The 24,000-nt window shown below is 61.7% G+C and carries 23 protein-coding genes; 17 read left to right on the forward strand and 6 right to left on the reverse strand.

The window, feature by feature from the left end; translation table 11 throughout:
• Positions 1–38 precede the first annotated feature (38 nt).
• Positions 39–530: a hypothetical protein gene (locus GXB78_RS21635; RefSeq protein ID WP_329516907.1), complete on the forward strand. Its 492-nt coding sequence runs from the start codon at positions 39–41 to the stop codon at positions 528–530.
• A 73-nt stretch (positions 531–603) separates the two neighbouring features.
• Here the strand turns inward: GXB78_RS21635 and GXB78_RS21640 are convergent, their stop codons facing one another.
• Together GXB78_RS21640 and GXB78_RS21645 are read right to left on the reverse strand one after the other, a co-directional pair.
• On the reverse strand, positions 604–1,083 hold the full coding sequence (locus GXB78_RS21640) for a copper chaperone PCu(A)C (protein WP_329516908.1): 480 nt from the start codon (positions 1,081–1,083) through the stop codon (positions 604–606).
• On the reverse strand, positions 1,083–1,688 hold the full coding sequence (locus GXB78_RS21645; RefSeq protein ID WP_016774221.1) for an SCO family protein: 606 nt from the start codon (positions 1,686–1,688) through the stop codon (positions 1,083–1,085). The genes GXB78_RS21640 and GXB78_RS21645 overlap by 1 nt, the downstream gene beginning before the upstream one ends.
• A 273-nt stretch (positions 1,689–1,961) precedes the next feature.
• Here GXB78_RS21645 and GXB78_RS21650 point away from each other — a divergent pair, with 273 nt between their 5' ends.
• Positions 1,962–2,888 (forward strand): Gfo/Idh/MocA family protein, encoded by a 927-nt coding sequence (locus GXB78_RS21650; RefSeq protein ID WP_329516909.1) that lies wholly within the window; start codon positions 1,962–1,964, stop codon positions 2,886–2,888.
• Between the two features lie 124 nt (positions 2,889–3,012).
• Positions 3,013–3,642: an isochorismate family cysteine hydrolase YcaC gene (gene ycaC, locus GXB78_RS21655; protein WP_217863713.1), complete on the forward strand. Its 630-nt coding sequence runs from the start codon at positions 3,013–3,015 to the stop codon at positions 3,640–3,642.
• Between the two features lie 46 nt (positions 3,643–3,688).
• Here ycaC (GXB78_RS21655) and GXB78_RS21660 read toward each other — a convergent pair whose 3' ends face one another.
• Both GXB78_RS21660 and GXB78_RS21665 read right to left on the reverse strand, forming a co-directional pair.
• Complete coding sequence (locus GXB78_RS21660; RefSeq protein WP_329516910.1) at positions 3,689–4,426, reverse strand: Fic family protein; 738 nt, start codon at positions 4,424–4,426, stop codon at positions 3,689–3,691.
• Complete coding sequence (locus GXB78_RS21665; RefSeq protein ID WP_217850025.1) at positions 4,423–4,686, reverse strand: hypothetical protein; 264 nt, start codon at positions 4,684–4,686, stop codon at positions 4,423–4,425. Before GXB78_RS21665 ends, GXB78_RS21660 begins: the two co-directional genes overlap by 4 nt.
• Before the next feature lie 207 nt (positions 4,687–4,893).
• Here GXB78_RS21665 and ycaC (GXB78_RS21670) point away from each other — a divergent pair, with 207 nt between their 5' ends.
• Positions 4,894–5,523 (forward strand): isochorismate family cysteine hydrolase YcaC, encoded by a 630-nt coding sequence (gene ycaC / locus GXB78_RS21670; RefSeq protein WP_016774235.1) that lies wholly within the window; start codon positions 4,894–4,896, stop codon positions 5,521–5,523.
• Positions 5,524–5,676: 153 nt separating this feature from the next.
• Positions 5,677–5,877 carry a hypothetical protein gene (locus GXB78_RS21675; RefSeq protein ID WP_016774226.1) on the forward strand — a complete coding sequence of 67 codons (201 nt, stop codon included), beginning with the start codon at positions 5,677–5,679 and terminating at the stop codon, positions 5,875–5,877.
• A 470-nt stretch (positions 5,878–6,347) separates the two neighbouring features.
• Here the strand turns inward: GXB78_RS21675 and GXB78_RS21680 are convergent, their stop codons facing one another.
• Positions 6,348–7,505, reverse strand: coding sequence for an alpha/beta hydrolase family protein (locus GXB78_RS21680; RefSeq protein ID WP_329516911.1), 1,158 nt, complete (start codon positions 7,503–7,505; stop codon positions 6,348–6,350).
• Between the two features lie 59 nt (positions 7,506–7,564).
• Entirely contained in the window at positions 7,565–8,527 is a 963-nt protein-coding gene (locus tag GXB78_RS21685) for a LysR family transcriptional regulator (RefSeq protein ID WP_329516912.1), read from the reverse strand.
• 258 nt (positions 8,528–8,785) lie between these two features.
• Here GXB78_RS21685 and GXB78_RS21690 point away from each other — a divergent pair, with 258 nt between their 5' ends.
• The 12 genes from GXB78_RS21690 (at position 8,786) to GXB78_RS21745 (ending at position 23,890) form a co-directional block, all read left to right on the forward strand.
• Positions 8,786–9,727, forward strand: coding sequence for a VOC family protein (locus GXB78_RS21690; RefSeq protein ID WP_329516913.1), 942 nt, complete (start codon positions 8,786–8,788; stop codon positions 9,725–9,727).
• A gap of 9 nt (positions 9,728–9,736) precedes the next feature.
• Positions 9,737–10,147, forward strand: coding sequence for a Rieske (2Fe-2S) protein (locus GXB78_RS21695; protein WP_329516914.1), 411 nt, complete (start codon positions 9,737–9,739; stop codon positions 10,145–10,147).
• 86 nt (positions 10,148–10,233) lie between these two features.
• Complete coding sequence (locus tag GXB78_RS21700; protein ID WP_329516915.1) at positions 10,234–11,370, forward strand: FAD-dependent oxidoreductase; 1,137 nt, start codon at positions 10,234–10,236, stop codon at positions 11,368–11,370.
• 56 nt (positions 11,371–11,426) lie between these two features.
• Positions 11,427–13,124 (forward strand): DUF1302 domain-containing protein, encoded by a 1,698-nt coding sequence (locus GXB78_RS21705; RefSeq protein WP_329516916.1) that lies wholly within the window; start codon positions 11,427–11,429, stop codon positions 13,122–13,124.
• A gap of 12 nt (positions 13,125–13,136) precedes the next feature.
• Entirely contained in the window at positions 13,137–14,525 is a 1,389-nt protein-coding gene (locus tag GXB78_RS21710) for a DUF1329 domain-containing protein (protein ID WP_329516917.1), read from the forward strand.
• Positions 14,526–14,583: 58 nt separating this feature from the next.
• On the forward strand, positions 14,584–15,675 hold the full coding sequence (locus tag GXB78_RS21715; protein ID WP_329516918.1) for a WD40/YVTN/BNR-like repeat-containing protein: 1,092 nt from the start codon (positions 14,584–14,586) through the stop codon (positions 15,673–15,675).
• Positions 15,676–15,678: 3 nt separating this feature from the next.
• Positions 15,679–18,153, forward strand: coding sequence for an efflux RND transporter permease subunit (locus GXB78_RS21720; RefSeq protein WP_329516919.1), 2,475 nt, complete (start codon positions 15,679–15,681; stop codon positions 18,151–18,153).
• Positions 18,143–19,390, forward strand: coding sequence for an MFS transporter (locus tag GXB78_RS21725; protein ID WP_329516920.1), 1,248 nt, complete (start codon positions 18,143–18,145; stop codon positions 19,388–19,390). The genes GXB78_RS21720 and GXB78_RS21725 overlap by 11 nt, the downstream gene beginning before the upstream one ends.
• 69 nt (positions 19,391–19,459) lie before the next feature.
• Positions 19,460–20,443, forward strand: a complete 984-nt coding sequence (locus tag GXB78_RS21730; protein WP_329516921.1) for a fumarylacetoacetate hydrolase family protein — start codon at positions 19,460–19,462, stop codon at positions 20,441–20,443.
• Positions 20,444–20,452: 9 nt separating this feature from the next.
• Complete coding sequence (locus GXB78_RS21735) at positions 20,453–21,454, forward strand: NAD-dependent epimerase/dehydratase family protein (RefSeq protein WP_329516922.1); 1,002 nt, start codon at positions 20,453–20,455, stop codon at positions 21,452–21,454.
• Positions 21,432–22,226 carry a cyclase family protein gene (locus GXB78_RS21740; protein WP_329516923.1) on the forward strand — a complete coding sequence of 265 codons (795 nt, stop codon included), beginning with the start codon at positions 21,432–21,434 and terminating at the stop codon, positions 22,224–22,226. Before GXB78_RS21735 ends, GXB78_RS21740 begins: the two co-directional genes overlap by 23 nt.
• A 20-nt stretch (positions 22,227–22,246) precedes the next feature.
• Positions 22,247–23,890: an arylsulfatase gene (locus tag GXB78_RS21745; RefSeq protein ID WP_329516924.1), complete on the forward strand. Its 1,644-nt coding sequence runs from the start codon at positions 22,247–22,249 to the stop codon at positions 23,888–23,890.
• Positions 23,891–24,000: the final 110 nt, after the last annotated feature.

Here is a 24,000-nt window from a genome sequence, read left to right on the forward strand (position 1 = left end):
TCGCACGTCGTCCGACGTGGAACGCTCAAGGAATCGACATGCGCGACACTCCCACTGACTCACAACGAACGGTCGTGACCCTGGTCAACGGCGAGATTCGCTGTGACACCCAGATCAGTTTCAGCTCCGTCTCGCTCGTCGATGGCGAAATTCGCGTGCATCGTGCTGAAGGCAATCAGATCGAGGTGCCTGTGCCCGGGGCGGACTTCGCGCTGCGCTTTGATCTGCAGGGGATGCAGAAAGTAACGGAGGCGCCACAGACGCCGGTCGAACCGGTGCCTGCCGACGACAGTTTGAAGTTGTTCAACTCGAAAACCGTGTGGATCACACTGGCGCTGTGGTTCTTCGTGAGTTCGGTGTTCGGTTGGCTGGGGATCGTGGTAGCAGTCGGATATTTCGCTTACCACTGGCGTCAGGTGACGAAGCGCAAGGAACAGTTGGCTAAAGCGACCGTCGTTGAACCCATGACCCGTTCCAGCTCAACGATGTCACCGGAAAGCGTGCGCAACGCATTGGCCCGCAAGCGTTAATTCTGCACACATCAAAAAAAGGGGCGGCCTGATCATCGATCACGCCGCCCCTTTTTATTGCCGCTCAGTCAGATCAATGCATCTTGCTGTGATCGTGGCCACCCATGTTGGTCAGCGCGCGAACCGGCGCTTTGACTTCGACGGTTTCTTTCTCGCCCTTGGCGTTTTCCACGGTCAGGGTCAGCGGCACGCTGTCGCCTTCCTTCAACTGACCGGTCAGGCCCATCAACATAACGTGGTAGCCGTTCGGGTCGAAGCTCACGGCTTTGCCGGCGGGCAGTTCAACCGACTTCACCGGGCCCATGGTCATGACGTCGTTCTTCATGCTCATTTCATGAATCTGTACGTCCTTGGCCACTGGCGAGGCAACGCTGAGCAATTTGCTGTCGCTGTCGGCAGTGACGGTCATGAACGCGCCGCTGGCGGACTGGGTCGGCACGGTGGCACGGACCCAGGCGTCGTCGACTTTGGTCTGCGCCGACGCCTGAAAGGCCAGGCCGAGCAGGGATAGTGCACACACGGTGCGTTTAAGGTGGTTCAGAACGGGATGCATCAGCAGACCTCCATAACAGTAAGCAAATCTTCCGTGCACTCTTGGGCCGTCAGCGAGGTGGACAGGCCCAGGCGCAACTCACCACGCGAGTCGTAGACGTAGCTGGTGGACGTATGGGAGATGGTGTAAGTGTCGCCGGCCGGGACTTTTTCGTAGAACACGTCGAATTCCTTGGCGGTGGCCTTGGTTTCCTCAAGTGTGCCGTACAGCGCGACGAAGCTCGGGTCGAAGGCTTTGACGTAGGCGTCGAGGATCTGCGGCGTGTCGCGTTCGGGATCGAGGGTGATGAACACCACTTGCAGGCGATCGCCGTCGCGGCCCATCAGTTTCTTGATCTGCGCGGCGCGGGCCAGGGTGGTGGGGCAAACGGCCGGGCACTGGGTGAAGCCGAAGAAGATCATCGGCATCATCCCGCGAAAGCTCGACAGCGACATGGTTTCGCCTTCGGGGTTCTTCAGCTTGAAGGTGCGTCCGAGGATCTTGTCGCTCAGATCCTTGCCGTATTTGTACGAGAGTTGGCCACGGGTATCGCAACCGGCGAGCAGGCCGAGCCCGAGCACGCCCATTCCCGCAAGTACCTTGCGGCGAGTCAACAAAGCCGTCATCTAATACCGCCTTTTGCAGCCCGCCAGTCAGCAGGACTGGCGAGGGGTTAACCGTAAAAGCGGCGCATGATAGCAAACTGAGGCTGATCGCCGGCTGCCGATCGCCGCGCAGTGCGGGATCGGACGACAAAAGGTGTAAGAAGAAATGACGAATAAGCCATGCGTTCGCCGCGACCAAACTCGATTTAAATAGTATGACGATTGGAGGCCGGCGCAGAAACACGTACTCTTGCCGCTGCGCTGCAAAGACCAAAACAACAACAGGAGTCTGTAATGCAACCGATTCGTCTCGGCCTGGTGGGTTACGGCAAGATCGCCCAGGATCAACACGTCCCCGCCATCCTCGCCAACCCGGCGTTCCAGTTGGTGGCGGTCGCCACTCAGGGCAAACCTTGCGCCGGGGTGGAAAACTTCCAGTCCCTGGGCGAACTGCTCAAGGACGGCCCGACCGTCGACGCGATTGCCTTCTGCACGCCGCCACAAGGGCGTTTCGCGTTGGTGCAACAGGCGCTGGCGGCCGGCAAGCATGTGCTGGTGGAAAAACCGCCGTGTGCAACATTGGGCGAGGCCATGGCGTTGGTCGATCAGGTTGCCGAACAAGGCGTCAGCGCTTTGTTCGCCTGGCATTCGCGCTATGCGCCCGGCATCGCCGCCGCCCGCGACTGGCTGGCCAGCCGCACCCTGCAAAGCGTGCAGATCGACTGGAAGGAGGATGTGCGCAAATGGCATCCGGGGCAGGCGTGGATCTGGCAACCGGGCGGCCTCGGTGTGTTCGACCCGGGCATCAACGCCTTGTCGATCATCACCCACCTGCTGGCGTTGCCGCTGTTTGTCGAAGCCGCCGAGCTGCGCGTGCCGAGCAACTGCCAGTCGCCGATTGCCGCATCGATCAAAATGTCCGATGCGCGTCAGCTCGACGTGCGCGCCGAGTTCGATTTTGACCATGGTCATGACGAACTGTGGAGCATCGAAATCCGCTGCGCCGAAGGCGTCCTGCGCCTGGACAACGGCGGTGCCGTGCTGAGCATCGACGGCGTGCGCCAAAGTGTGTCGGAGGAGGGCGAGTACGCAGCGGTCTACCGCCACTTCCAGCAACTGATCGGCGACAAGGCCAGCGACCTGGATCTGCAACCGTTGCGCCTGGTGGCGGACAGCTTCTTTGTGAGCAGCCGGGCGTTGGTTGAGCCGTTTTACGATTAGATTGTCCGGTTTGAGTGGACGGTGAAACGCTTTTCAGCCGATTTATCCCTTTGCTGTGCGTCAGTAATCTGTACCCAACTTGAACGCAACAACAAAACTTCAAACTTGAAAAGGGACGCACACCATGACCACTCCAACCTACAACCGCCTGAACAAAGACGACGCAATCGTGCTGCTGGTTGACCACCAGACCGGTCTGATCTCGCTGGTGCAGGACTTCTCGCCGAACGAGTTCAAGAACAACGTGTTGGCGCTGGCGGATCTGGCCAAGTTCTTCGAACTGCCGACGATCCTCACCACCAGCTTCGAACAAGGCCCGAACGGCCCGCTGGTGCCGGAGCTGAAAGAGATGTTCCCGGATGCGCCATACATCGCCCGCCCTGGTCAGATCAACGCCTGGGACAACGAAGATTTCGTCAAGGCGATCAAAGCCACCGGGCGCAAGCAGATCATCATTGCCGGTGTTGTAACGGATGTGTGTGTCGCGTTCCCGACCCTGTCGGCACTGGCGGAAGGTTTTGATGTGTTTGTGGTGACTGATGCGTCCGGCACCTTCAACACCACCGTGCAGCAAGCCGCGTGGAGCCGCATGACTCAAGCCGGCGCGCAGATGATGAACTGGTTCTCGGTGGCCTGTGAGCTGCACCGCGACTGGCGCAACGACATTGAAGGCCTGGGTAACCTGCTGTCCCAGCGAATTCCCAACTACCGCAACCTGATGAACAGCTACTCGGCGCTGACGCAGCAGAAGTAAGTCATCGCTAACTAAAAGCCTGCTTTGAAAGCAGGCTTTTGCGTTTTCACTCGATTGGCTGCGTTCTGTAAGTTTTATACAGTTGCTGAATGTCAGGATTGTCGAGATTCGCGTAAATGATTCCTTCCTTATCCAGACCGTCTAACCCTTTGATACCGCCAATCACTCCAGGCCATTCCTCACGGCTTGAGATGTCTACGACGTGGGGTTTCAGATATTCGTCCAAGTGACCTCTGAAGGGATCGCGGATCTCGTCGCTGAGCGCTCGCAAATATGGATCTTTGTTGGTCTTGGACCAATCGATGGCAAACCTGGCCCGATAGCACAGCTCCATGTAAACGAGCAGGATAGTCCGTCCGTTTCCATCCAGAAACGGATGAGCCGAAGCCAATTGCCCCATCACCTCGCCTGGGCGATCACGGAAACGTTTTTTGTTTGCAGCGAGCTCCAGCGCATATTCGATGGATCTTTTGATCAGCTCTGGACGCTCGAAAGGTGTGTGATGCGGATCGTCTATCGATCCTTTGAAAACCGCCAGATGGGGAACCAGCTCATTCCTGTCTTTACCTGACCATGGGTAGAAACCGGCGAACAGGATTTCATGAGTCTTGAGTACCGCTTGATAGTTGATGGGTCTTCTTTTTGCCAGATAGGCAAGCGCTTCTTCGATACTGGCCTCGAAAGAGAGATGTTCCGATTCCTTGACTTCAACCGGGTCTTTGAGCTTGAGCGAGTTGCGAAGGTAGCCTTCAGTTTCGAAATCGCCGAAGGGGTCGAACGTCATGCGCTGAGCTGCTTCTTCGAATGCCTTTTTTCCTGAAGGTAACGTCCTTGCAAGGCCATGATCTCAGACTTGTTCAGGACACCCTTTCGCTTCAGGTTGACCAGCAGTTGCTCAACACTGTCCAGTTCAACGGCATCACCGGCCAGCCGCGTTATCGTCACCGCCATGCGACTCAGTCCGTCACGCTCGGCGCCTACCCTGTGTTTTTCCGCGAGCTTGCGAACTTCGCTCGCGACGCTGTCAGTGGCTGATTCGCTCATCTTCTAACCCCTCGTTGTCTCTTTCTGAGCATAGCATGGCGTCGTTCTGGGGGGATTAACCGTCAAGCATTTCGACTTTTGGCATTGTCCTGTTTGAGTTGACGGTGAAACGCTTTTCAGCCGATTTATCCCTTTGCTGTGCGTCAGTAATCTGTACCCAACTTGAACGCAACAACAAAACTTCAAACTTGAAAAGGGACGCACACCATGACCACTCCAACCTACAACCGCCTGAACAAAGACGACGCTATCGTGCTGCTGGTTGACCACCAGACCGGTCTGATCTCGCTGGTGCAGGACTTCTCGCCGAACGAGTTCAAGAACAACGTGCTGGCGCTGGCGGATCTGGCCAAGTTCTTCGACCTGCCGACGATCCTCACCACCAGCTTCGAACAAGGCCCGAACGGCCCGCTGGTGCCGGAGCTGAAAGAGATGTTCCCGGATGCTCCTTACATCGCTCGCCCAGGCCAGATCAACGCTTGGGACAACGAAGATTTCGTCAAGGCGATCAAAGCCACCGGGCGCAAGCAGATCATCATTGCCGGTGTGGTGACCGATGTGTGTGTCGCGTTCCCGACCCTGTCGGCACTGGCGGAAGGTTTTGATGTGTTTGTGGTCACCGATGCATCCGGCACCTTCAACACCACCGTGCAGCAAGCGGCGTGGAGCCGTATGACCCAGGCCGGCGCACAAATGATGAACTGGTTCTCGGTGGCCTGTGAGCTGCACCGCGACTGGCGCAACGACATTGAAGGCTTGGGCAACCTGCTGTCGCAGCGAATTCCCAACTACCGCAACCTGATGAACAGCTACTCGGCGCTGACGCAGCAGAAGTAAGCCTTCAAACCACCGCAAAAGCCTGCCTCGAAAGCAGGCTTTTTGCGTTCATGACCGACAGGCCAGCCACCGTTCGTCCATTGCCGGGCACTTGTCGCGCGCTGGCATTTCACACGTTCAGGTACCTTTCCCTGAATCACATCGGAGACCGACATGGACATTGATGAAAACGCACCGGGCAACCAGTCGCAGCAAGCCGTGACGCGCACCACCGACAACGAGACCGGGCACGATCCCAAGCGGGAAAATCCCGAGGTGCCGTTGCCGCCGGATGATGAGGCGCCAGTCGAGGAAGACATGTCGGATGTGGACGCGGCCAACTCGGTGTCGACGGAACATCCGCCGTCACGCTGATCGAGCGCTGGCAATGGGAAAACCTGCCTCTTCAAGGCAGGTTTTTTTTCGCGCGGAGTTTGCGCTGTCAGGACTCTTCATCGCCCGCGATAGCGGGGGGGCAGGCGGTTTTGATGTCGAGGCAAATGGCCTTTTCGCGAGCAGGCTCGCTCCTACAGGGGATTGCGGTTGAACTGACGGAACGCGGTCAATTGTGGGAGCGAGCTTGCTCGCGAAAGCGGTGGGGCAGGCGCCATTGGTGCCGAGGTGGATGGCCTCTTCGCGAGCAGGCTCGCTCCCACAGAGGAATGCGGTTGAACTGACGGAATGCGGTTAATTGTGGGAGCGAGCCTGCTCGCGAAGGCGGTGGGGCAGGCGATTTTGATGTTGAGGCGGATGGCCTCATCGCGAGCAAGCTCGCTCCCACAGGGGAATGCGGTTGAACTGACTGAGCGCGGTCGTTTGTAGGAGTGGTGTCGCCGACGAAACGCTCAGGCCGTGCGTCCGCCCAGGGTTTCGGCGACCCAGTCGGCGATGTAGTGGCCGGCGTTGATGCTGTTATCGAAGCTCGAATGCTGCACGCCGCCTTCACGTTCGGTGAAGATCTTCAGCTCGCATTTCGGGCTGTTGACCAACTGTTCGTAAGTGCGATGCGCCCACTTCAACGGGATCTGCGAGTCCTGCTCGCCATGGGTCACCAGGAACGGCACTTTGATCCGGTCGAGCACGCCGTCGAGGTGGACGTTTTCGGCAATGCTCATGAATTCCTCGACATCCTTGGCGCCCCAGACCCAGCAGACGTGCGCCCAATAATGCGGCACCGGGAAACTGCCTTCTTTCTCCAGGCGACGCTTCTGCACCTCGCGCCAGTCGTGGTTCGCGCCCCACACCACGCCGCAGGCGAAGCGCGGTTCGAACGCCACCGCGCGGGGGCAGTAATAGCCGCCGAGGGAAACCCCTTCCAGACCAATGCGTTTGGCGTCGACTTCATCGCGGGTTTCCAGCCAGTCGACCACGCGGCTGGCCCAGTGCTCGCTGTCATAGCGCGCGGTCAAACCGTGCAGACGCAGCGCTTCGCCGGTGCCGGGCTGGTCGATGATCAGTGACGACACACCGCGCGTGGCCAGCCAGGCCGGCAGGCCGACGCGGTATTTCATTTCCTTGGTCGAATCCAGGCCGTTGACCTGCACCAGAATCGGCGCCGGCCCATCGACACCTTCAGCGCGCACCAGCAAGCCGGAGAGGTGCTTGCCTTCATAGGGGATTTCCACCCTTTGGCAGTTTTCCTGCGACAGTTCGATGCCGCGTTTGAAGGTTTGCAGAAAGCGCTGATACAGCTCGGTACGCCCCGGCGCGCCGTGGGCTTGCAGGCGTTCGCAGGTCAGATAGTAAGTCGCGGCGCGGTTGTATTTCTCGCCGGCCGAAAGCAGGCGGCCATTGCCTTCGTCTTCTTCGGCGAGGCCGCAGAGCTTGTCGGCCATCTTCGCCCAGGTCTCGCGAAACGCCTTGGTGCCGGCCGCGTCCGGTTGTTTGGCGGCTTCTTGCAGCGGTGCGCACATGGCCTCGATCTCGCCCATGCGGGCGCCCATTTCAATGGCCAGGTCGACCGAAAGATTCCACACGTAGTTGGTCGGGAAGTAGCGGAACATGATTATTGTTGTCCTTGTGGTTGCCTTGGCATTCGCAACGCACGTTAAGGATCAACCGGCTAATTGGCCAATCGTGACGGCGGATACGAGGTATCGCGAGACTCGATAGGCGGCTGCTCCAAATGCTGGATGAACTCACTGATGCGTTCGCGCAGCCAGCGGTGCATGGGGTCGCCGTCGACGCTGCGGTGCCAGAGCATGTACTCGCGCATCAGCGGGATTTTCACCGGCGGCGGCAGGATGCGCAGCGGCAGATACCGCGCATACAGGTTGGCCAGACGCTGGTGCATCGTGGCGATGCGCTGGGTGCCGACCACCAGTTGCGGCAGGGTGTTGAAGTCGCTGGTGATCACTTCGATACGGCGATTGAAGCCGTACTGGTTCATGAACCACTCTTCGATGCTCATGTGCCGGGTGCGGCCGAAGCCCACCGAGACGTGGCCCATCTGCATGTATTGCTCGAGGGTCAGGCTGTCACCAACCGCGCTGTTGCCCTGGCAGACCACGCAGACATGTTGTTCTTCGAACAACAGCTGCGAAGGGTGACCGTCGATGATGTAGCGCTCGGGCACGATCATCAGATCAACCTCACCGCGCACCAGCAATTCGCCGGAGTTGTCGCTGGGGCCGAGCATTTCGAAAGTGATGTTCGGCGCCTCTTGATGGATCTTCTGGATCACCTGCGCGAACAGCACGCTGATCAGATAATCCGAGGTCACCAGACGAAAGTGACGCTTGCTGGTGGTGGGGTCGAACACCGGTTTGGCGGTGATCGAGGATTGAATCGTCAGCAGCACTTCGCGCACCGGTTTCGCCAGTTCGGTGGCGTAGGGCGTGGGCTGCATCTTGCGCCCGACCTGGACCAGCAATTCGTCTTCGAAGTAAGTACGCAAACGTCCGAGCACGCCGCTGGTGGCGGACTGGGTCATGTGCAGGCGTTCGGCGGCGCGGGTGATGTTCTGTTCTTCGAGCAGCACATCGAGCGCCACCAGCAGGTTCAGGTCCAGGTGGTTGAAACGCATGGGCAGGTCCGCTTGTTGTATTTATTTTGCCAATACCTTCGAACGATTCCATCGGCGCGTCAACCATCTGCGCAGGTATCGCGTTTGCCGATAGGTCGCATCCCGACTCGCGATTAGTCAGCTGCCGGGCCTTGCGCCAATCTTCGCCGCAGTCGGCCTGTAGCCGCTGACACCACCACCGGTTTCCAGCCTGGCCCGACGCCCCCTGGCGTCTGCGGTGGCGGTCTCCGGATCATAATTTCAATGGAGTGGTAAGCCATGAACATCATTGGCCTTGATGCCCTGATCTTTGGCGTCGATGACATCCAAGCCTGCACCGATTGTCTGCGCGACTACGGCCTCGCGCCGGTCGGCGTCGACAGTCAGGGCGGGCGTTTCGAAGCGCTCGACGGCACCGCCGTGATCATCCGCCGCGCCGATGACCCAGACCTGCCCGCAGCCATCGGCCCGGCGCCGTCAATTCGTGAAACCGTGTACGGCGTCGGCGCCCTCAGCGATCTGGATGCCATCGAAGATGAACTGGCCCGCGATCGGCCCGTCAGCCGCGACGCCCAGGGCGTGCTGCACAGCGTCGATGACATGGGCTTTGCGATCGCCTTTCAGGTCAGTGTGCGCAAGCCCTACAGTGCTCCGGCCGATCTGACCAATGCCGCCGGCCATGCGCCGCAGCGCCCGCTCAATCAGCCAGGCATCAGCCCGGAAATGAGCGCCATCCCGAGGACTTTGTCCCATGTGGTGTATTTCGTTCCGGACGCGGTCAAGGCCGAGGCGTTCTATGCCCAGCGTCTGGGTTTTCGCACCACTGACACCTTCATCGGCGCCGGGCCGTTCATGCGCCCGGCAGGTTCGGACGATCACCACTGCCTGTTCATGATCCAGACCCCGCCGCACATGAAAGGCTGCGAACACTTCACCTTTCACATGGGCAGCGGCACCGAAGTGCTGCTCGCCGGTACGCGCTTCGAGCGGAAGGGCTGGACCAGTTTCTGGGGCCCGGGCCGGCACCTGTTTGGTTCGAACTGGTTCTGGTACTTCAACAGTCCGCTGGGCTGCCACATCGAATATGACGCCGACATGGACAAGCACGATGACGCCTGGGAAGCACGGCGCGCGCCGCTGTCGGCGGACAACTCGCAGCTGTTCCTGTTTGCCAGCAAGGAAAAATGGGCGCCCGGCGGCCCGCCACCGAAGCTTGGTTGAGGCCGGGACATGAGTGAGCGCGAGTGGCCGCTGTGTCGGCTGGATGAGTTGCTGGAGGGCCAGGCGCGCGGTTTCGATCCATTGCAACAGGGCCGCGACTGCCTGTTTGCCCTGCGCCATGACGGTCAGGTGCGGATTTATCGCAACCGTTGCCCGCATCTGGACGTGCGCATGGAGTATCGCAAGGACCGTTTTCTCTCGGCCGATGGCCAGTTGATCGTCTGCTATGCCCACGGCGCGCAATTCTTGCCGAGCACCGGCGAATGCGTCTACGGCCCGTGTCTTGGGCAATCGCTGGAGGCACTGCAATGGCGTGAAGAGGGCGGTTGGTTGCGGGTGCTGCTGCCTGAGACGAGGCCAGTATCAGGGCAAATCGAGGTATCGCGTACGGCGATACATCGCATCCCCACTCGCGATTAGTCAAATCCCTGGTTTGCCGGGAAGCTTCACCCAACGACGCAGTGCCCGACGCTGCTTCGATCACAAGAATAAAAAGAGAATAAGCCATGAGTGCAGTGAACAACGTTCTGATCGTGGGCGGTGGTATTGGCGGCTTGTGCGCGGCCATCGCCTTGCGGCGCAAAGGCATCGAGGTCGACCTGATCGAGCTCAAGTCCGAGTGGACAGTCTACGGCGTCGGGATTATCCAGCAGAGCAACGTGGTGCGCGAGATGGCCAAGCTGGGCGTGCTCGACGGTTATCTCGATGCCGCTTACGCCTTTGAAGACGTGGCCATCTACGGCCCGGGCGGGCAGCAACTGGCACGGATTCCGGGGCAGCGTCTGGCCGGCCCGCAATACCCGGCCAACGTTGGCATTTCGCGTCTGGCCCTGCACAAGGTGCTCAGCGAAACCGCCCTTGGCCTGGGCGCAAAAGTGCGTCTTGGGCTGAGCGTCGAAACCCTGGACGACAACGGCCAGCAGGTCGACGTGCTGTTCACCGACGGCAGTCGCGGTGAATATGATCTGGTGGTCGGCGCCGATGGCCTGTTCTCGAAAGTCCGCAGCCTGGTCTTCGGTGACACCTACACCCCGCGTTTCACCGGCCAATCGGTGTGGCGCTACAACTTTCCCCGCGCGCCGCAGATCGATCATCTGGCCAACTATCAAAGTGCCGAAGGCAACGCCGGGCTGGTGCCGCTGGGCGGTGATCTGATGTACCTGTTTCTGACTTCCCACGAACCGTCCAACCCATGGATGGACCCGGCCGATCTCGCCCCGCAGATGTGCCAGCGCCTGCAAGGCTTCAGCGGCCTGATCGGCGAACTGCGCGAACAAATCACCGACAGCCGCCAGGTGGTCTACAAGCCGATGGAAGTGGTGTTCGTCGATGAACCGTGGCATCGCGGCCGCGTGCTGCTGATCGGCGATGCCGCCCACGCCACCACCCCGCACCTGGGCCAGGGCGCCGGCATGGCCATCGAAGATGCGATCGTGCTCAGCGAAGAACTCACCCGTGATTCCACCCCTGCGGGCGATATCGAGGCGCAGTTGCAGCGCTTCATGGCGCGGCGTTTCGAGCGCTGCAAGTACATCAGCGAGAGCTCGGTGCTGGCCGGCGACAAGGAGATGCAGCACGACCGCAGCTTCGATCGCATCGGTCTGGTCAAGCAGATGCTCGCGCGCACGGCGGAGCCGATCTAGCCGACACGGCGCCCCACCCACAGCAGTAGCCACTATAAAAACAAGAGGTTAACGCGATGGTTAGTTCTACGACTGCGGCGCTTGCGCGTCGCCGGGTCTGCTTGTCTGCACCCTGTGCCTTGAGCGTCGCTGCCGCGCTGGTGGTGTGCAGCCAGGCGGCCCAGGCGTTCGATATCGACACCGGCAACCCGGATTTCAAATTGCGCTGGGACAACACGGTCAAGTACAGCGCCGCGTGGCGCACGCAAAACCCGAGCAGCAAATTGTCCGAAGGCCAGGTCGCGTTGAACCAGGACGATGGCGATCGCGCGTTCACGAAAGGCCTGATCTCCAACCGCACCGACATCCTTTCCGAACTGGACTTGTCATACCAGGATGTCGGCGCGCGTTTGAGCGGCGCGGCGTGGTACGACAGCGAGTACCAGGGCAACAACGACAACAACGATCTGTCCCGGGCCAACGCGCGTTCGGTGGCCTACGACGAGTTCACCGACGACACCCGCCACCTGCACGGCGGTGACGCTGAAATCCTCGACGCTTTCGTCTACTGGAACGGCGAACTGGCCGACCGCGCGACCTCGGTGCGCGCCGGGCGCCACGGTCTGATCTGGGGCGAGAGCCTGTTCTTCGGCGCCAACGGCATTGCCGGCGGGATGGCCCCGGTCGACGTGGTGAAGGCGCAATCGGTGCCAAATACCCAGTTCAAGGAAATCACCCGTCCGGTCAATCAACTGTCGGGCACCTTCCAGCTCACCGACGACGTCTCGCTCGGCGGCTTCTACCAGTTCGAATGGGAAGAAACCCGTCTGCCGGCGGCGGGCAGTTATTTTTCCACCAGCGACACTATCGGCGATGGCACCGAGCGATTGATTGTCGGCGCACCGTTTCCGGCATTTCTCGGCGGCAATCCGGCGAGTCCGGCGGCATTTTTCCATGGCAATGACAAGGAAGCGCGCAGTTCGGGGCAGGGTGGTTTGCAGCTCAAGTACAGCGCTGAAAGCGTCGAATACGGCCTCTATGCGATCCAGTATCACGACAAGACGCCCAAGCTTTATCTGAAACCTTCGGCCGGCGCGCCGAACTTCAGCAGCGGGCAGATCGGCGAGTATTACTGGGTTTACCCGGAAGACATCCGCGCCCTCGGCGCCAGTTTTTCCACGACGATGGACGAGTACAGCTTCGCCGGTGAAGCGTCGATGCGCTGGAACATGCCGCTGGTTTCCAACGGCCAGACCGTGCTGCCGGGCGTCGTTGCCGACAATGATGACGACGCGCTGTATGCAGTGGGTCGCACGGCTCACGTCAACCTCAACGTGATCGCCTCGTTCGGCCCCAACTTCCTTGCGCGCGAATCCGGACTGGTCGGCGAAGTGGCGTGGAATCGCCTGCTCAGCGTCACCAAAAACCGCGCCGCACTCGACCCCAACGCCACCGACGACGGCCTCGGTTTCAAACTGGTGTACACGCCGACCTACCGACAGTTCTTCTCCGGCGTCGATATCAGCATCCCGGTCGGTGTCAGCTATTTCCCCCTGGGCAAATCAGCGGTGGTCAGCTCGTTCGGCGCGGACAACGGCGGCGACTTCAACATCGGCATCACCGCCACCTACCTCGACCGCGTCACCGCCGGCCTGACCTACACCCATTACTACGGCGCCGAAGACACCAACCTCAATGGCCTCAGCCAGTTCAATTACAAGCAATCGCTGAAGGATCGGGATTACCTGGCCTTTTCCGTCAAGACCACGTTTTAAGAGGACTTGCGCATGACTGTTCATCACCACCACCGCGCCTTGCGACTCAAGGCTGTGTGCTTCGCACTGATGGGGGCTCTGGCCGTTCTGAGCCATGGCGCGAGCGCTGCCACTGCCGAGGAAGCGGCGAAACTGTCGACGACGCTGACGCCGATGGGCGCCGAGCGTGCCGGCAATGCCGACGGCAGCATCCCGGCCTGGCAGGGCGGTTACACCAAGGTCGATCCTTCGTACAAACCGGGCGGCAAGCGCAGCGATCCGTTTGCCGCTGACAAACCGTTGTTCAGCATCACTGCGAAAAATCTTGCGCAGTACGCCAGCAAGCTCAGCGACGGCACCCGGGAAATGTTCAAGCGCTTTCCGGACACCTATCGCATCGACGTCTACCCGACCCGGCGCTCGGCTGCCGCGCCGCAATGGGTGTATGACAACACCCTGAAAAACGCGACCCGCGCCAAACTGGTCGAGAGCAGCGCCGGGCCCGTGCCGGAAGGCGCATTCGGCGGCATCCCGTTTCCGATCCCGCGCAACGGCTCCGAAGCCATGTGGAACCATGTGCTGAACTGGCGCGGCACCTCGCTGGCCATGCATTTTCGCCATTACCTGATGACCGCGGACGGCAAGTCGGTAATGACCACTGACGGCCAGGCGATTCAGGACATGCCGTATTACTACCAGGACGGCTCGCCGGAGACGTTCGCCGGTGATTACTGGCTGTTCCGCCTGCTCAATGTCGGCCCGCCACTGCGTGCCGGTGAGCAGATCATGGGCCGTACCAACATCAACGGCGACAAAACCCAGGCCCATGTTTACCTGACCGGGCAGCGTCGCGTGCGCAAGTTGCCCAACGCTTGCTGCGACACACCGACACCGGCCACCGCCGGGGTGATGTCGTTCGACGAATTGAGCGTGTTTCAGGGGCGTATGGATCGCTTCGACTGGAAACTGGTCGGCAAGCAGGAAATGTACATCCCTTACAACACCAACAAGGTCCTCACCGCCAACAAACCCGAAGACCTGTTCTCCGCGCATCACTTGAACCCCGATTACGTGCGCTGGGAGCTGCATCGCGTATGGGTGGTCGATGCCGAACTGGCGCCGGGCAAGCGTCACCAGTTGCCGAAGGGCCGCTACTACCTCGACGAAGACACTTGGCAAGCGATGCTCGGCGATCGCTGGGACGCCAACGGCCAACTGGCCAAGACCCTGTGGTCGCTGCCGGCAGTGCTGCCGGACCTGCCGGCGCAGGCGCAACTGTCCTCGGGTTTCTACGACCTGACTTCAGGCGCCTGGTTTATCCAGAACGTCTACACCGGCCTGCCTGAGCAGTACGGCGTAGTCGATCGCTACAAGCCGTCGGAATTCTCGCCAGCGGCGATGGCCGGTGCCGGGGTTCGTTGAAACGGCCCGGATCGCGGCACAGCTTGCGGTGCGGTTTCACACAGGTTTCGAGGTGGCTATGAACAGAGTCTGTCAGCTGGTGGGCTTGCTGACGTTAGCGTTGCCCTGGGCGTTGCCCTTGAGCGCAGCCGAAGCAGCGGTCGGCGATGTATTGAACACCCCGGCGATGCACGCGCCGCAGGCTGAACACGCGGTGTTGCTCGATCTGGCCCGGGCCGGCGCGCGACTGGTAGCGGTCGGCGAGCGCGGCATTGTCTTGCTCTCCGATGACAACGGCAACACTTGGCGTCAGGCGCCGGTGCCGGTGTCGGTGAGCCTGACGGCGGTGCAATTCGTCGATGCCGAACACGGCTGGGCGGTCGGCCATGGCGGGGCGGTGTTGGTGTCTGCTGACGCAGGCGAGACCTGGACCCTGCAACTCGATGGCCGCCGCGCCGCGCAACTCGAACTGGACGCCGCCCGCGCAGAAGCGGCCTACGCCACCGCCAGCGACGCCGATGCGGCGCGGGTGCAAAACGCTGAGCGCCTGGTCGCTGAAGGTGCGGACAAACCCTTTCTCGCATTGAAATTCAGCGATGCCCGCCACGGCTTGATCGTCGGCGCCTACGGCCTTGCGTTCAAAACCGCGGACGGCGGGGCGAGCTGGCAATCGCTGATCGGCCAGATCGACAACCCGGCGGGCGCCCATCTGTATGCACTCGCGGCGCACGGCGCGCAGTGGTTCATCGCCGGCGAGCAGGGTTATCTGGCCCGCTCCGACGATGGCGGACAGTCCTTCGCGTCCCTCGACAGTCCCTACAGCGGCAGTTTCTTCGCCGCGCAAGTGCGCGACGACGGCACTCTGCTCGTGGCGGGATTGAAGGGCAACGCCTTCGTTTCCGGCGACAACGGCGGCAGTTTTGTCCCGGCGCCGGTGCCGATGCCCGTGTCCTTCAGCGACGCGATACGCACCGTCGACGGCCAGTTGCTGCTGGTCAATCAGGGCGGCGCACTGTTCCGCACTCAGGCCGATGCGCAGTTGCAGCCTTATGGCGCGCCATTGGGCAAACCGGTCGCCAGCGTCGTGCAGGCCGCCGACGGCAGCCTGGTGCTGGCCGGGTTCACCGGGTTGACGCGTCTGGCGCCACCCACCGCTATTGCTTCGGAGTGAGTCATGAAGTCATTCGACAACGCCACGGCAAGCCTGGCGAGTTTCGATCCGCGCTCCGGTTCGCTGGTGGAACGCACGCTGTTCAACCATCGCCTGTGGGTGTTGCTGGTGTGTCTGGTCACCACGCTGGTGCTGGGTTATCAGGCCACGCGCATCGAACTCAATGCCAGTTTCGAGAAGATGATTCCGACGCAGCAGCCGTACATTGCCAATTACCTTGAGCACCAGAAACAGCTCAGCGGGCTGGGCAACTCGCTGCGCATCGTCGTCGCCAATCGTCAGGGCGATATCTACGACGCCGACTACCTGAAAACCCTGCAGGCGCTGAGTGACAGGCTGTACCTGTTGCCCGGTGTCGATCGCGCCTACATGAAGTCCTTGTGGACACCGGCCACCCGTTGGGTCGCGGTAACCGAAGACGGTCTGGATGGCGGTCCGGTAATCCCCGACGATTACGCCGGCACGCCAGCCAACCTCGACGCCTTGCGCCGCAATGTGCAGCGCTCCAACGAACTCGGGCAACTGGTGGCGTTCGACCAGACGTCGAGCATCATTTACGTGCCTTTGCTGGCGACCACCAGCGATGGCCAAGCGCTGAATTACTCAGTGTTATCCGAACAGCTCGAGTCGCTGCGCAGCGAATACCAGAGCGACAAAATCGGTATCCACATCACTGGTTTCGCCAAGAAAGTCGGCGACCTGATTGCCGGGCTCAAGCAGATTCTGCTGTTCTTTGCCGTGGCCATCCTGATCACCACGGCGGTGCTGTTCTGGTACACCCGCTGCCTGCGCAGCACCGTGCTGGTGGTGTTCTGCTCACTGGTGGCGGTGGTCTGGCAGCTCGGCCTGTTGCCGCTGCTCGACTATAAGCTCGATCCGTACTCAGTGCTGGTGCCGTTTCTGGTGTTCGCTATTGGTATGAGCCACGGCGCGCAGAAAATGAACGGCATCATGCAGGACATCGGCCGTGGCATGCATCGTGTAGTCGCCGCGCGGTTCACCTTTCGCCGGCTGTTCCTCGCCGGGCTGACCGCGCTGTTGTGTGATGCGGTGGGTTTTGCCGTGCTGATGCTGATCAGGATCCAGGTGATTCAGGATCTGGCAGTCATCGCCAGCATCGGCGTGGCGGTGCTGATTTTCACCAACCTGATCCTGCTGCCGGTGCTGCTTTCCTATGTCGGCGTCACACCACGGGCGGCGCAGTTGAGCCTGAAGAGCGAGCAGGGCGAACAGGCCGGCCAGCGCCGTCATGGTTTCTGGCGTTTTCTCGACCTGTTCACCCACAGGCGTTGGGCCAGCCTGTGCATCGCCATCAGCCTGGCGCTGGCGGCGCTGGGCTTTGTCGTCAGCCTGCAATTGCAGATCGGTGACCTCGATGCCGGTGCCCCGGAGCTGCGCGCCGACTCGCGCTACAACCAGGACGACGCGTTCCTGACCCGACACTACGGCGCCAGCAGCGATCTGTTCGCAGTGATGGTCAAGACTCCACCGGGGCAATGTGCGCGTTACGACATTCTGGCCAAGGTCGATGCGCTGGACTGGCAACTGCGCGCGTTGCCGGGGGTGGACTCGACCAACTCGCTGGCCTTGCTCAACCGACGCATGCTGGTCGGCCTGAGTGAAGGCAATTTCAAGTGGTACGAGCTGCAGAACAATCAGGCGATGCTCAACATGATCACCGCCAGCGCCCCGCGTGGCCTGTACAACGAGGATTGCAGCCTGCTGACGCTGTACGCCTACCTCACCGATCACAAGGCTGAAACCCTGACGCGGCTGGTCGAGCACGTCGAACAATTCGCCGCTGCCAACAACAATCAGGATGTGCAATTTCTCCTCGCCGCCGGCAATGCCGGCATCGAAGCGGCGACCAACATTGTGGTGAAACAGGCCAACCGCGAAATGCTCTTCTGGGTCTATGGCGCGGTGATCATCCTCTGCCTGATCACCTTCCGTTCCTGGCGCGCGACGCTGTGCGCGGTGATTCCGTTGATGGTCACCTCGATCCTCTGCGAAGCGCTGATGGTCTGGCTGAACATCGGCGTCAAGGTTGCGACCTTGCCGGTGATTGCCCTCGGTGTCGGCATCGGCGTCGATTACGCGCTGTACGTGATGAGCATTCTGCTCGGCCATTTGCGCCAGGGCGCGAGCCTGTCCGAAGCGTATTACCGCGCGCTGGTATCGACCGGCAAAGTGGTGATGCTCACCGGCATCACCCTGGCGATCGGCGTAGCGACATGGATTTTCTCGCCGATCAAATTCCAGGCCGACATGGGCGTGCTGCTGGCCTTCATGTTCATCTGGAACATGGTCGGCGCGTTGGTCCTGCTGCCAGCGCTGGCGTATTTCCTGCTGCCGGCGCAGCGCACTCAACGCGGCGCCGAGGCGGCGGTCGAGGTGGTCAGTGTGGCGCCGCCACCCAGCGCCGTGGCCGCCGACGTTCATCAATCGCGGCATCGGGAGACCTGCCATGGCCGTTGAATCTACAGTGCCAAACCACCGCCGTGAGGCCGGCCTCGCGCAATCGCTACTGTTGCTGCTCGGCAGTTGTCTGCCGGTGCTCGGCGCGGTGTTGCTCGCGCCGGTGTTACCGCGCATGCAGGCGCATTTCGCCGAGGTGCCGGGCAGTACCGTGCTGGTGCCGATCGTGCTGACCCTGCCGGCGTTGATGATTGCCATACTCGCGCCATTTGCCGGGATGATCGCCGATCGCCTCGGACGCAAGCCGCTGTTGCTGGCGAGCATGGCGCTCTACGTGCTGTGCGGGGTGCTGCCGTTGTGGCTCGAGTCGTTGCCGGCGATTGTCGCCAGCCGCGCGGGCATCGGTCTGGCGGAGGCGGGGATCATGACCTGCTGCACGACGTTGGTGGGCGACTACTACAACGGCGCGCGGCGTGAACGCCTGTTCGCCTTGCAGATGGTCGCGACATCACTGTCGGCAGCGGTGTTCATCGCCCTCGGCGGTTTCCTCGGCCAGAACGACTGGCGCACGCCATTCGCGCTGTACGCAGTGGGGCTGATCTTTCTGCCGCTGATGGCGTGGCAGCTCTGGGAACCGCAACCACGCGTGCCTGTGGCGGCGACCGTGGCGCAGCCGCTGAAACGCGCTTTCCCCTGGCGCGCGCTGACGCCGATGTATGTGCTGTCGCTGCTGGCGGGGCTAAGCCTGTTCATCGTGCCGGTGCAGGCCGGTTATCTGCTCAATCTGCTGCACGTCGATGCGCCGCAGCAGATCGGCATGACCATGGGCGCCAACCAGCTCGGCGTGCTGGTCGGGGCGCTGAGCTTTCGCCTGCTCAGTGGTTTGCGCAGCCAGCATCTGCTGTTGATCGCCTACGGGCTGGCGGGTGTCGGCGGTTTGCTGATGGCCGGTGCGAGCAGCCATGTGCAAGTGGTGGTGGCGGTGCTGGTCAACGGTCTGGGCATCGGTCTGATGTTGCCAACGCTGATCACCTGGATCATGGCGCAGGTGGGTTTCGAGCAACGCGGGCGCGCCGCCGGTTGTTTTACCGCAGCGATTTTCGCCGGTGAATTCATCAGTCCGTTGGTGGTGCTCGCCATCACCGCCGGCGCTGTTTCTGTCCTGCCACAAGCCTTGACCGTCATCGGTTCGCTGCAATTGGTGGTGGCGCTGTTTTGCCTGTCGGTGCCGAGGCTCGGCGGTCTGTTGCCGCGCGCGCCTGTCAGCGGTCACGACTCCATCGGCAACGGCCATTGAACGAGGATTTTCCATGCAAATGCTTACCCCCTTCAAACGCGAACTGCCACACGGTCAGGGAGACAGAACATGAAACTCGCCACATTGAAAAACGGCAGTCGTGACGGCCAATTGCTCGTCGTCTCGCGTGACATGGCCCGCGCGCTGGACGCCAGTGCTGTCGCGCCGACTCTGCAATACGCCATCGAAAACTGGTCGGACGTCGAGCCGCGCTTGCAGGCCCTGGCGCAGCAGTTGGAGGAGGGCGACGGCAGCCAGGCGATCGCCTTCGATCCCGCGCAAGCCATGGCGCCATTGCCGCGCGCTTATCAGTGGTGCGACGGCTCGGCGTTTCTCAGCCACGGCGCGCTGATGCAGAAAGCCTTCAACCTCGAGCCGATCGAAGGTGCAGACCGCACACCGTTGATGTATCAGGGCGCCGGCGATGATTTCATCGGTCCGCGCGATGACATCGAGCTGCCGAGTGAAAGCCAGGGCATCGACTTCGAAGGCGAGTTTGTCGTGCTGGTCGACGACGTACCGATGGGCTGCTCGGCTGAAGACGCCTTGGGGCATATCAGGCTGATTCTGCAGATCAACGACGTCAGCCTGCGCGCCCTGGCGCCACGGGAAATGCGCACCGGGTTCGGCTTTCTCCAGGCCAAGCCATCGTCGAGTTTTGCGCCGCTGGCGGTCACTCCCGACGAACTCGGTGAGGCATGGCGTGACGGCCGCATGCATCTGCCGCTGCAGGTTGAGTGGAACGGCGAACGCTTCGGCCAGCCCCACGGGGGACAGATGAATTTTCACTTCGGTGAACTGATCGCCCACGCCGCGCTGACGAGGCGTCTGCGTGCCGGCACGCTGATCGGCTCCGGCACTGTGTCGAATGCCGAACGCAGTGCCGGTTCGGCATGCATCGCCGAGCGCCGCGCGATCGAAATGATCGAGCAGGGCGCTGCGCAAACCGGCTTCATGCGTTTCGGTGATCGGGTGCGCATGGATGTGATTGGCAGCGATGGCTGCTCGTTGTTCGGCGCCATCGACCAGCGCGTCGTCAAGGCCCGTGGCTGAGGAACGCCCATGCGTGTATTGATTACCGGCGCCAACGGTTTCGTCGGCCGTGAACTGCTGCGCTGTCTGCTCGCGCGAGGCAGTATGCGTGGGCAAGTCATTCGTTCGTTGCTGGTGCTGGACACCGACATACAGGGTTTGCCCGACGACCCGCGTTTGCGGCGACACAGCGGCAGCGTGACCGACGCGGCGTTGATGCGCCGGGTGCTCGCCGATGGCATCGACGTGGTGTTTCATCTGGTGAGCGTTCCCGGCGGCGCGGCAGAACAGCACTACGAGGCGGGCTATCAGGTCAACCTGCTGGCGAGCCTGGAGCTGCTCGACCAATTGCGCAACAAGGCGCGCCCACCAGTGCTGGTGTATGCCAGCAGCGTCGCGGTGTACGGCGCCGACCTGCCCGCGAAGATGAACGAGCAGGCCGCGCTGCGCCCGCAATTGTCGTACGGCACGCACAAGGCGATGGTCGAGCAGGCGCTGATCGATCTGGCCCGGCGCGGCGAAGTCGACGGCCGCGCCGTACGCCTGCCGGGAATCGTCGCGCGCCCACGTGAGCCCAACGGTTTGCGCTCGGCCTTCATGAGCGACCTGCTGCGCGCCTTTGCCGAAGGCGTCGATTATTGCTGCCCGGTATCACCCGAAGCGACGGCGTGGTGGATGTCGGCGCGTTGTTGCGTGCACAACCTGATTCACGCTGCCGAACTGGACGGAAGCGTGGCGCAACCGCGGGTCTGGCAACTGCCGGTGTTGCAGTTGTCGATTGCCCAGGTGATCGATGCACTGGCGGCGACCTATGGCGAGCAGCGCCGCTCGTTGATCAGTTTTGCGCCCGACGCGGACCTGCAAGCGCTGTTCGGATGCCTGCCGCCAATGAAAACCCCGCAGGCCCGCGCGGCCGGCTTCAGCCATGACGGCAACGTCGCCGCGCTGCTGCGCAACGCCTTGAATCCCGCCCCATATCGGCATCTGCCCCAGCCCGGAGAGACTTCCCATGTCACAGCCCATCGCGCGTAAACGTCGTCTGGTCGACCTGTCGGTGACCCTCGACAACAACCCTTACACGGACCCGCCACCGCTGCTGCCGAAGATCGATTACATGGATCACCAGCAAGGCTGGCCGGAAATGGCCGCGATGTTTCCCGGCCTGCAACTGGAGCAGATGCCCGGCAACGAATCCTGGGCTGCCGAGCGCCTGAACATCACCACCCACAGCGGCACGCACATGGATGCGCCGTGGCATTACGCCTCGACCACCGACGGCGGCGCACCGGCCTTCGGCATCGACGAACTGCCGCTGGACTGGTGCCTGCAACCGGGGGTGAAACTGGATTTCCGTGATTTGCCTGACGGCCATGTGGTGACTGCCGCCGAGGTCGAAGCCGAGCTGGCGCGCATCGGGCATGTCCTGCAAGCGCTGGATATCGTGCTGGTCAACACCCGCGCCGGCGCGCTGTTCGGCCAGCCGGGTTATCTGGATGCCGGTGTCGGCATCGGCCGCGAAGCGACGCTGTATCTGCTCGAACGCGGGGTGCGGGTGGTCGGCACCGACGCCTGGAGCTGGGACGCGCCGTTCAAATACACCCGCGAACGATTCGCTGCCAGCGGCGACGCTTCGATCATCTGGGAAGGGCACAAGGCCGGGCGCGACATCGGTTACGGGCAGATGGAAAAACTCGCCAATCTCGAGCAATTGCCGGCCAGCGGTTTCAGCGTGTCGTGCTTCCCGTACAAGATCAAACATGCTTCGGCAGGGTTTGTCCGCGCGGTGGCAATTTTCGAAGACTGACCAATGACAAGAGAGTCCTTATGCCTGTATTGCGAACGTTGTGGCCCGTGCTCTGCGCGGCGCTGACCCTTGGCAGCGGTGCGGCGCTGGCTGCCGATGCTTTGACGAAGCCGAATATACTGCTGATCGTTGCCGACGATCTGGGTTACTCCGACCTCGGCAGTTACGGCGGCGAGATCCACACGCCGAGCCTCGATCAACTGGCCCGCGAAGGCTTGCAGTTCACCAGCCTGTACGCGGCGCCGACCTGTTCGATCACCCGCTCGATGCTGCTGTCGGGTACCGACAATCATCTGGTCGGGCTCGGCACCATGGCCGAGGCATTGCGGCCGTTTCAGCGTGGCAAACCGGGGTATGAGGGTTATCTGAACCAGCGCGCCTGGTCGGTCGCCGAGCTGTTGCAGCATGGCGGGTATCACACATTGATGGCGGGTAAATGGCATTTGGGCCTGGATGCCGATCAAGGCCCGGATCGGCGCGGCTTCGCCCAGTCGTTCAGCCTGCTTGAGGGCGGCGCGACACACTTCAAACCGCAGACTGTCGACCCGACAAAGATCGAACAGGTGCATTACCGCGAAAACGGCCAGCCAGTGCAGGTGCCTGAAGATTTCTACTCCACGGATTTCTACACCGACAAACTGATCGGCTATCTGCACAACGTGCAACAGGACGGCAAACCGTTCTTTGCCTACGCTGCGTATACCTCGCCGCACTGGCCGTTGCAGGCTCCGCAGGCGTATCTCGACAAGTACCGTGGGCGGTTCGACGAGGGTTACGACAGCGTGCGCCTGTCGCGGATCGAGCGGATGAAAAAGCTCGGCCTGCTCGCCGCCGATACGCAACCGGCGCAACCGCTGCCGGTCAATCCGAAGCTGCCGGGCTGGGAACAACTGAGCCCGGAGCAGCGCAAGGTCGCCGCGCGAAAAATGGAAATCTACGCGGCAATGGTCGACAACCTCGATGCCAACATCGGCCGCCTGCTCGATTACCTGCGCCAGAGCGGCCAGTACGACAACACGCTGATCGTGTTCATGTCCGACAACGGCGCGGCGGGCGAGAACCACGCGCAGTTCTATCCGCCGGGGCCGCGTACCGACAACAGCCTGCGCAACCTCGGGCGTGCGGGGTCGCAGATCGACTATGGCCTGCGTTGGGCCGAAGTCAGCGCCACACCGTTTCACTTGTTCAAAGGCACCACGGCCGAGGGCGGCATCAGCGTGCCGGCGATCATTCAATTGCCCAAGGCGTTGCGTCGTCAGGGCATTGAGCGTGGAGTGGCGCGGGTTGATGACCTGGCGCCGACCTTTCTCGAGATCGCCGGGATTGCCGTACCCGATGAGGCTGGCAAGCAGCCGATTACCGGGCGGTCATTGATGCCGATGCTGGCGGGCGAGGGCAGTCCGCACGTCGCAGGCGCATTGGCCGGTGAACTCTTTGGCAATGCCTACTACCGCGAGGGTGATTTAAAGTTGCTGGGGATGCGCCCGCAGGCGGGGATGGGTGACGCTGCACAGCCGGTGCAGTGGCAGTTGTTCGATGTGGCGCTGGATCGTGGCGAAACGACTGATCTGGCGGCGACGCAGCCGCAGACGGTTGAGCGGTTGAAGGCCGCGTGGATGGCGTATGCGCGGCGGGTTGGGGTGGTGTTTCCTGGGGGAGATTGATCGATTTTCTGCCGCGAGTTTGGTGGCGTTGCTGAAATCGATCCCCCTCACCCCAGCCCTCTCCCCCAGAGGGGCGAGGGGGAAGGGAGCCGATCTTCATGCTTTTCGAA

The organism is Pseudomonas moraviensis subsp. stanleyae, assembly GCF_036283065.1.
Taxonomy (GTDB): Bacteria; Pseudomonadota; Gammaproteobacteria; order Pseudomonadales; family Pseudomonadaceae; genus Aquipseudomonas; species Aquipseudomonas stanleyae.

What these genes read in the sequence shown, in the direction of transcription:
- GXB78_RS21635 (WP_329516907.1), top strand. Translation starts at nt 39, where the DNA reads ATGCGCGACACTCCCACTGACTCACAACGAACGGTCGTGACCCTGGTC.
- GXB78_RS21640 (WP_329516908.1), bottom strand. Translation starts at nt 1,083, where the DNA reads ATGCATCCCGTTCTGAACCACCTTAAACGCACCGTGTGTGCACTATCC.
- GXB78_RS21645 (WP_016774221.1), bottom strand. Translation starts at nt 1,688, where the DNA reads ATGACGGCTTTGTTGACTCGCCGCAAGGTACTTGCGGGAATGGGCGTG.
- GXB78_RS21650 (WP_329516909.1), top strand. Translation starts at nt 1,962, where the DNA reads ATGCAACCGATTCGTCTCGGCCTGGTGGGTTACGGCAAGATCGCCCAG.
- ycaC (WP_217863713.1), top strand. Translation starts at nt 3,013, where the DNA reads ATGACCACTCCAACCTACAACCGCCTGAACAAAGACGACGCAATCGTG.
- GXB78_RS21660 (WP_329516910.1), bottom strand. Translation starts at nt 4,426, where the DNA reads ATGACGTTCGACCCCTTCGGCGATTTCGAAACTGAAGGCTACCTTCGC.
- GXB78_RS21665 (WP_217850025.1), bottom strand. Translation starts at nt 4,686, where the DNA reads ATGAGCGAATCAGCCACTGACAGCGTCGCGAGCGAAGTTCGCAAGCTC.
- ycaC (WP_016774235.1), top strand. Translation starts at nt 4,894, where the DNA reads ATGACCACTCCAACCTACAACCGCCTGAACAAAGACGACGCTATCGTG.
- GXB78_RS21675 (WP_016774226.1), top strand. Translation starts at nt 5,677, where the DNA reads ATGGACATTGATGAAAACGCACCGGGCAACCAGTCGCAGCAAGCCGTG.
- GXB78_RS21680 (WP_329516911.1), bottom strand. Translation starts at nt 7,505, where the DNA reads ATGTTCCGCTACTTCCCGACCAACTACGTGTGGAATCTTTCGGTCGAC.
- GXB78_RS21685 (WP_329516912.1), bottom strand. Translation starts at nt 8,527, where the DNA reads ATGCGTTTCAACCACCTGGACCTGAACCTGCTGGTGGCGCTCGATGTG.
- GXB78_RS21690 (WP_329516913.1), top strand. Translation starts at nt 8,786, where the DNA reads ATGAACATCATTGGCCTTGATGCCCTGATCTTTGGCGTCGATGACATC.
- GXB78_RS21695 (WP_329516914.1), top strand. Translation starts at nt 9,737, where the DNA reads ATGAGTGAGCGCGAGTGGCCGCTGTGTCGGCTGGATGAGTTGCTGGAG.
- GXB78_RS21700 (WP_329516915.1), top strand. Translation starts at nt 10,234, where the DNA reads ATGAGTGCAGTGAACAACGTTCTGATCGTGGGCGGTGGTATTGGCGGC.
- GXB78_RS21705 (WP_329516916.1), top strand. Translation starts at nt 11,427, where the DNA reads ATGGTTAGTTCTACGACTGCGGCGCTTGCGCGTCGCCGGGTCTGCTTG.
- GXB78_RS21710 (WP_329516917.1), top strand. Translation starts at nt 13,137, where the DNA reads ATGACTGTTCATCACCACCACCGCGCCTTGCGACTCAAGGCTGTGTGC.
- GXB78_RS21715 (WP_329516918.1), top strand. Translation starts at nt 14,584, where the DNA reads ATGAACAGAGTCTGTCAGCTGGTGGGCTTGCTGACGTTAGCGTTGCCC.
- GXB78_RS21720 (WP_329516919.1), top strand. Translation starts at nt 15,679, where the DNA reads ATGAAGTCATTCGACAACGCCACGGCAAGCCTGGCGAGTTTCGATCCG.
- GXB78_RS21725 (WP_329516920.1), top strand. Translation starts at nt 18,143, where the DNA reads ATGGCCGTTGAATCTACAGTGCCAAACCACCGCCGTGAGGCCGGCCTC.
- GXB78_RS21730 (WP_329516921.1), top strand. Translation starts at nt 19,460, where the DNA reads ATGAAACTCGCCACATTGAAAAACGGCAGTCGTGACGGCCAATTGCTC.
- GXB78_RS21735 (WP_329516922.1), top strand. Translation starts at nt 20,453, where the DNA reads ATGCGTGTATTGATTACCGGCGCCAACGGTTTCGTCGGCCGTGAACTG.
- GXB78_RS21740 (WP_329516923.1), top strand. Translation starts at nt 21,432, where the DNA reads ATGTCACAGCCCATCGCGCGTAAACGTCGTCTGGTCGACCTGTCGGTG.
- GXB78_RS21745 (WP_329516924.1), top strand. Translation starts at nt 22,247, where the DNA reads ATGCCTGTATTGCGAACGTTGTGGCCCGTGCTCTGCGCGGCGCTGACC.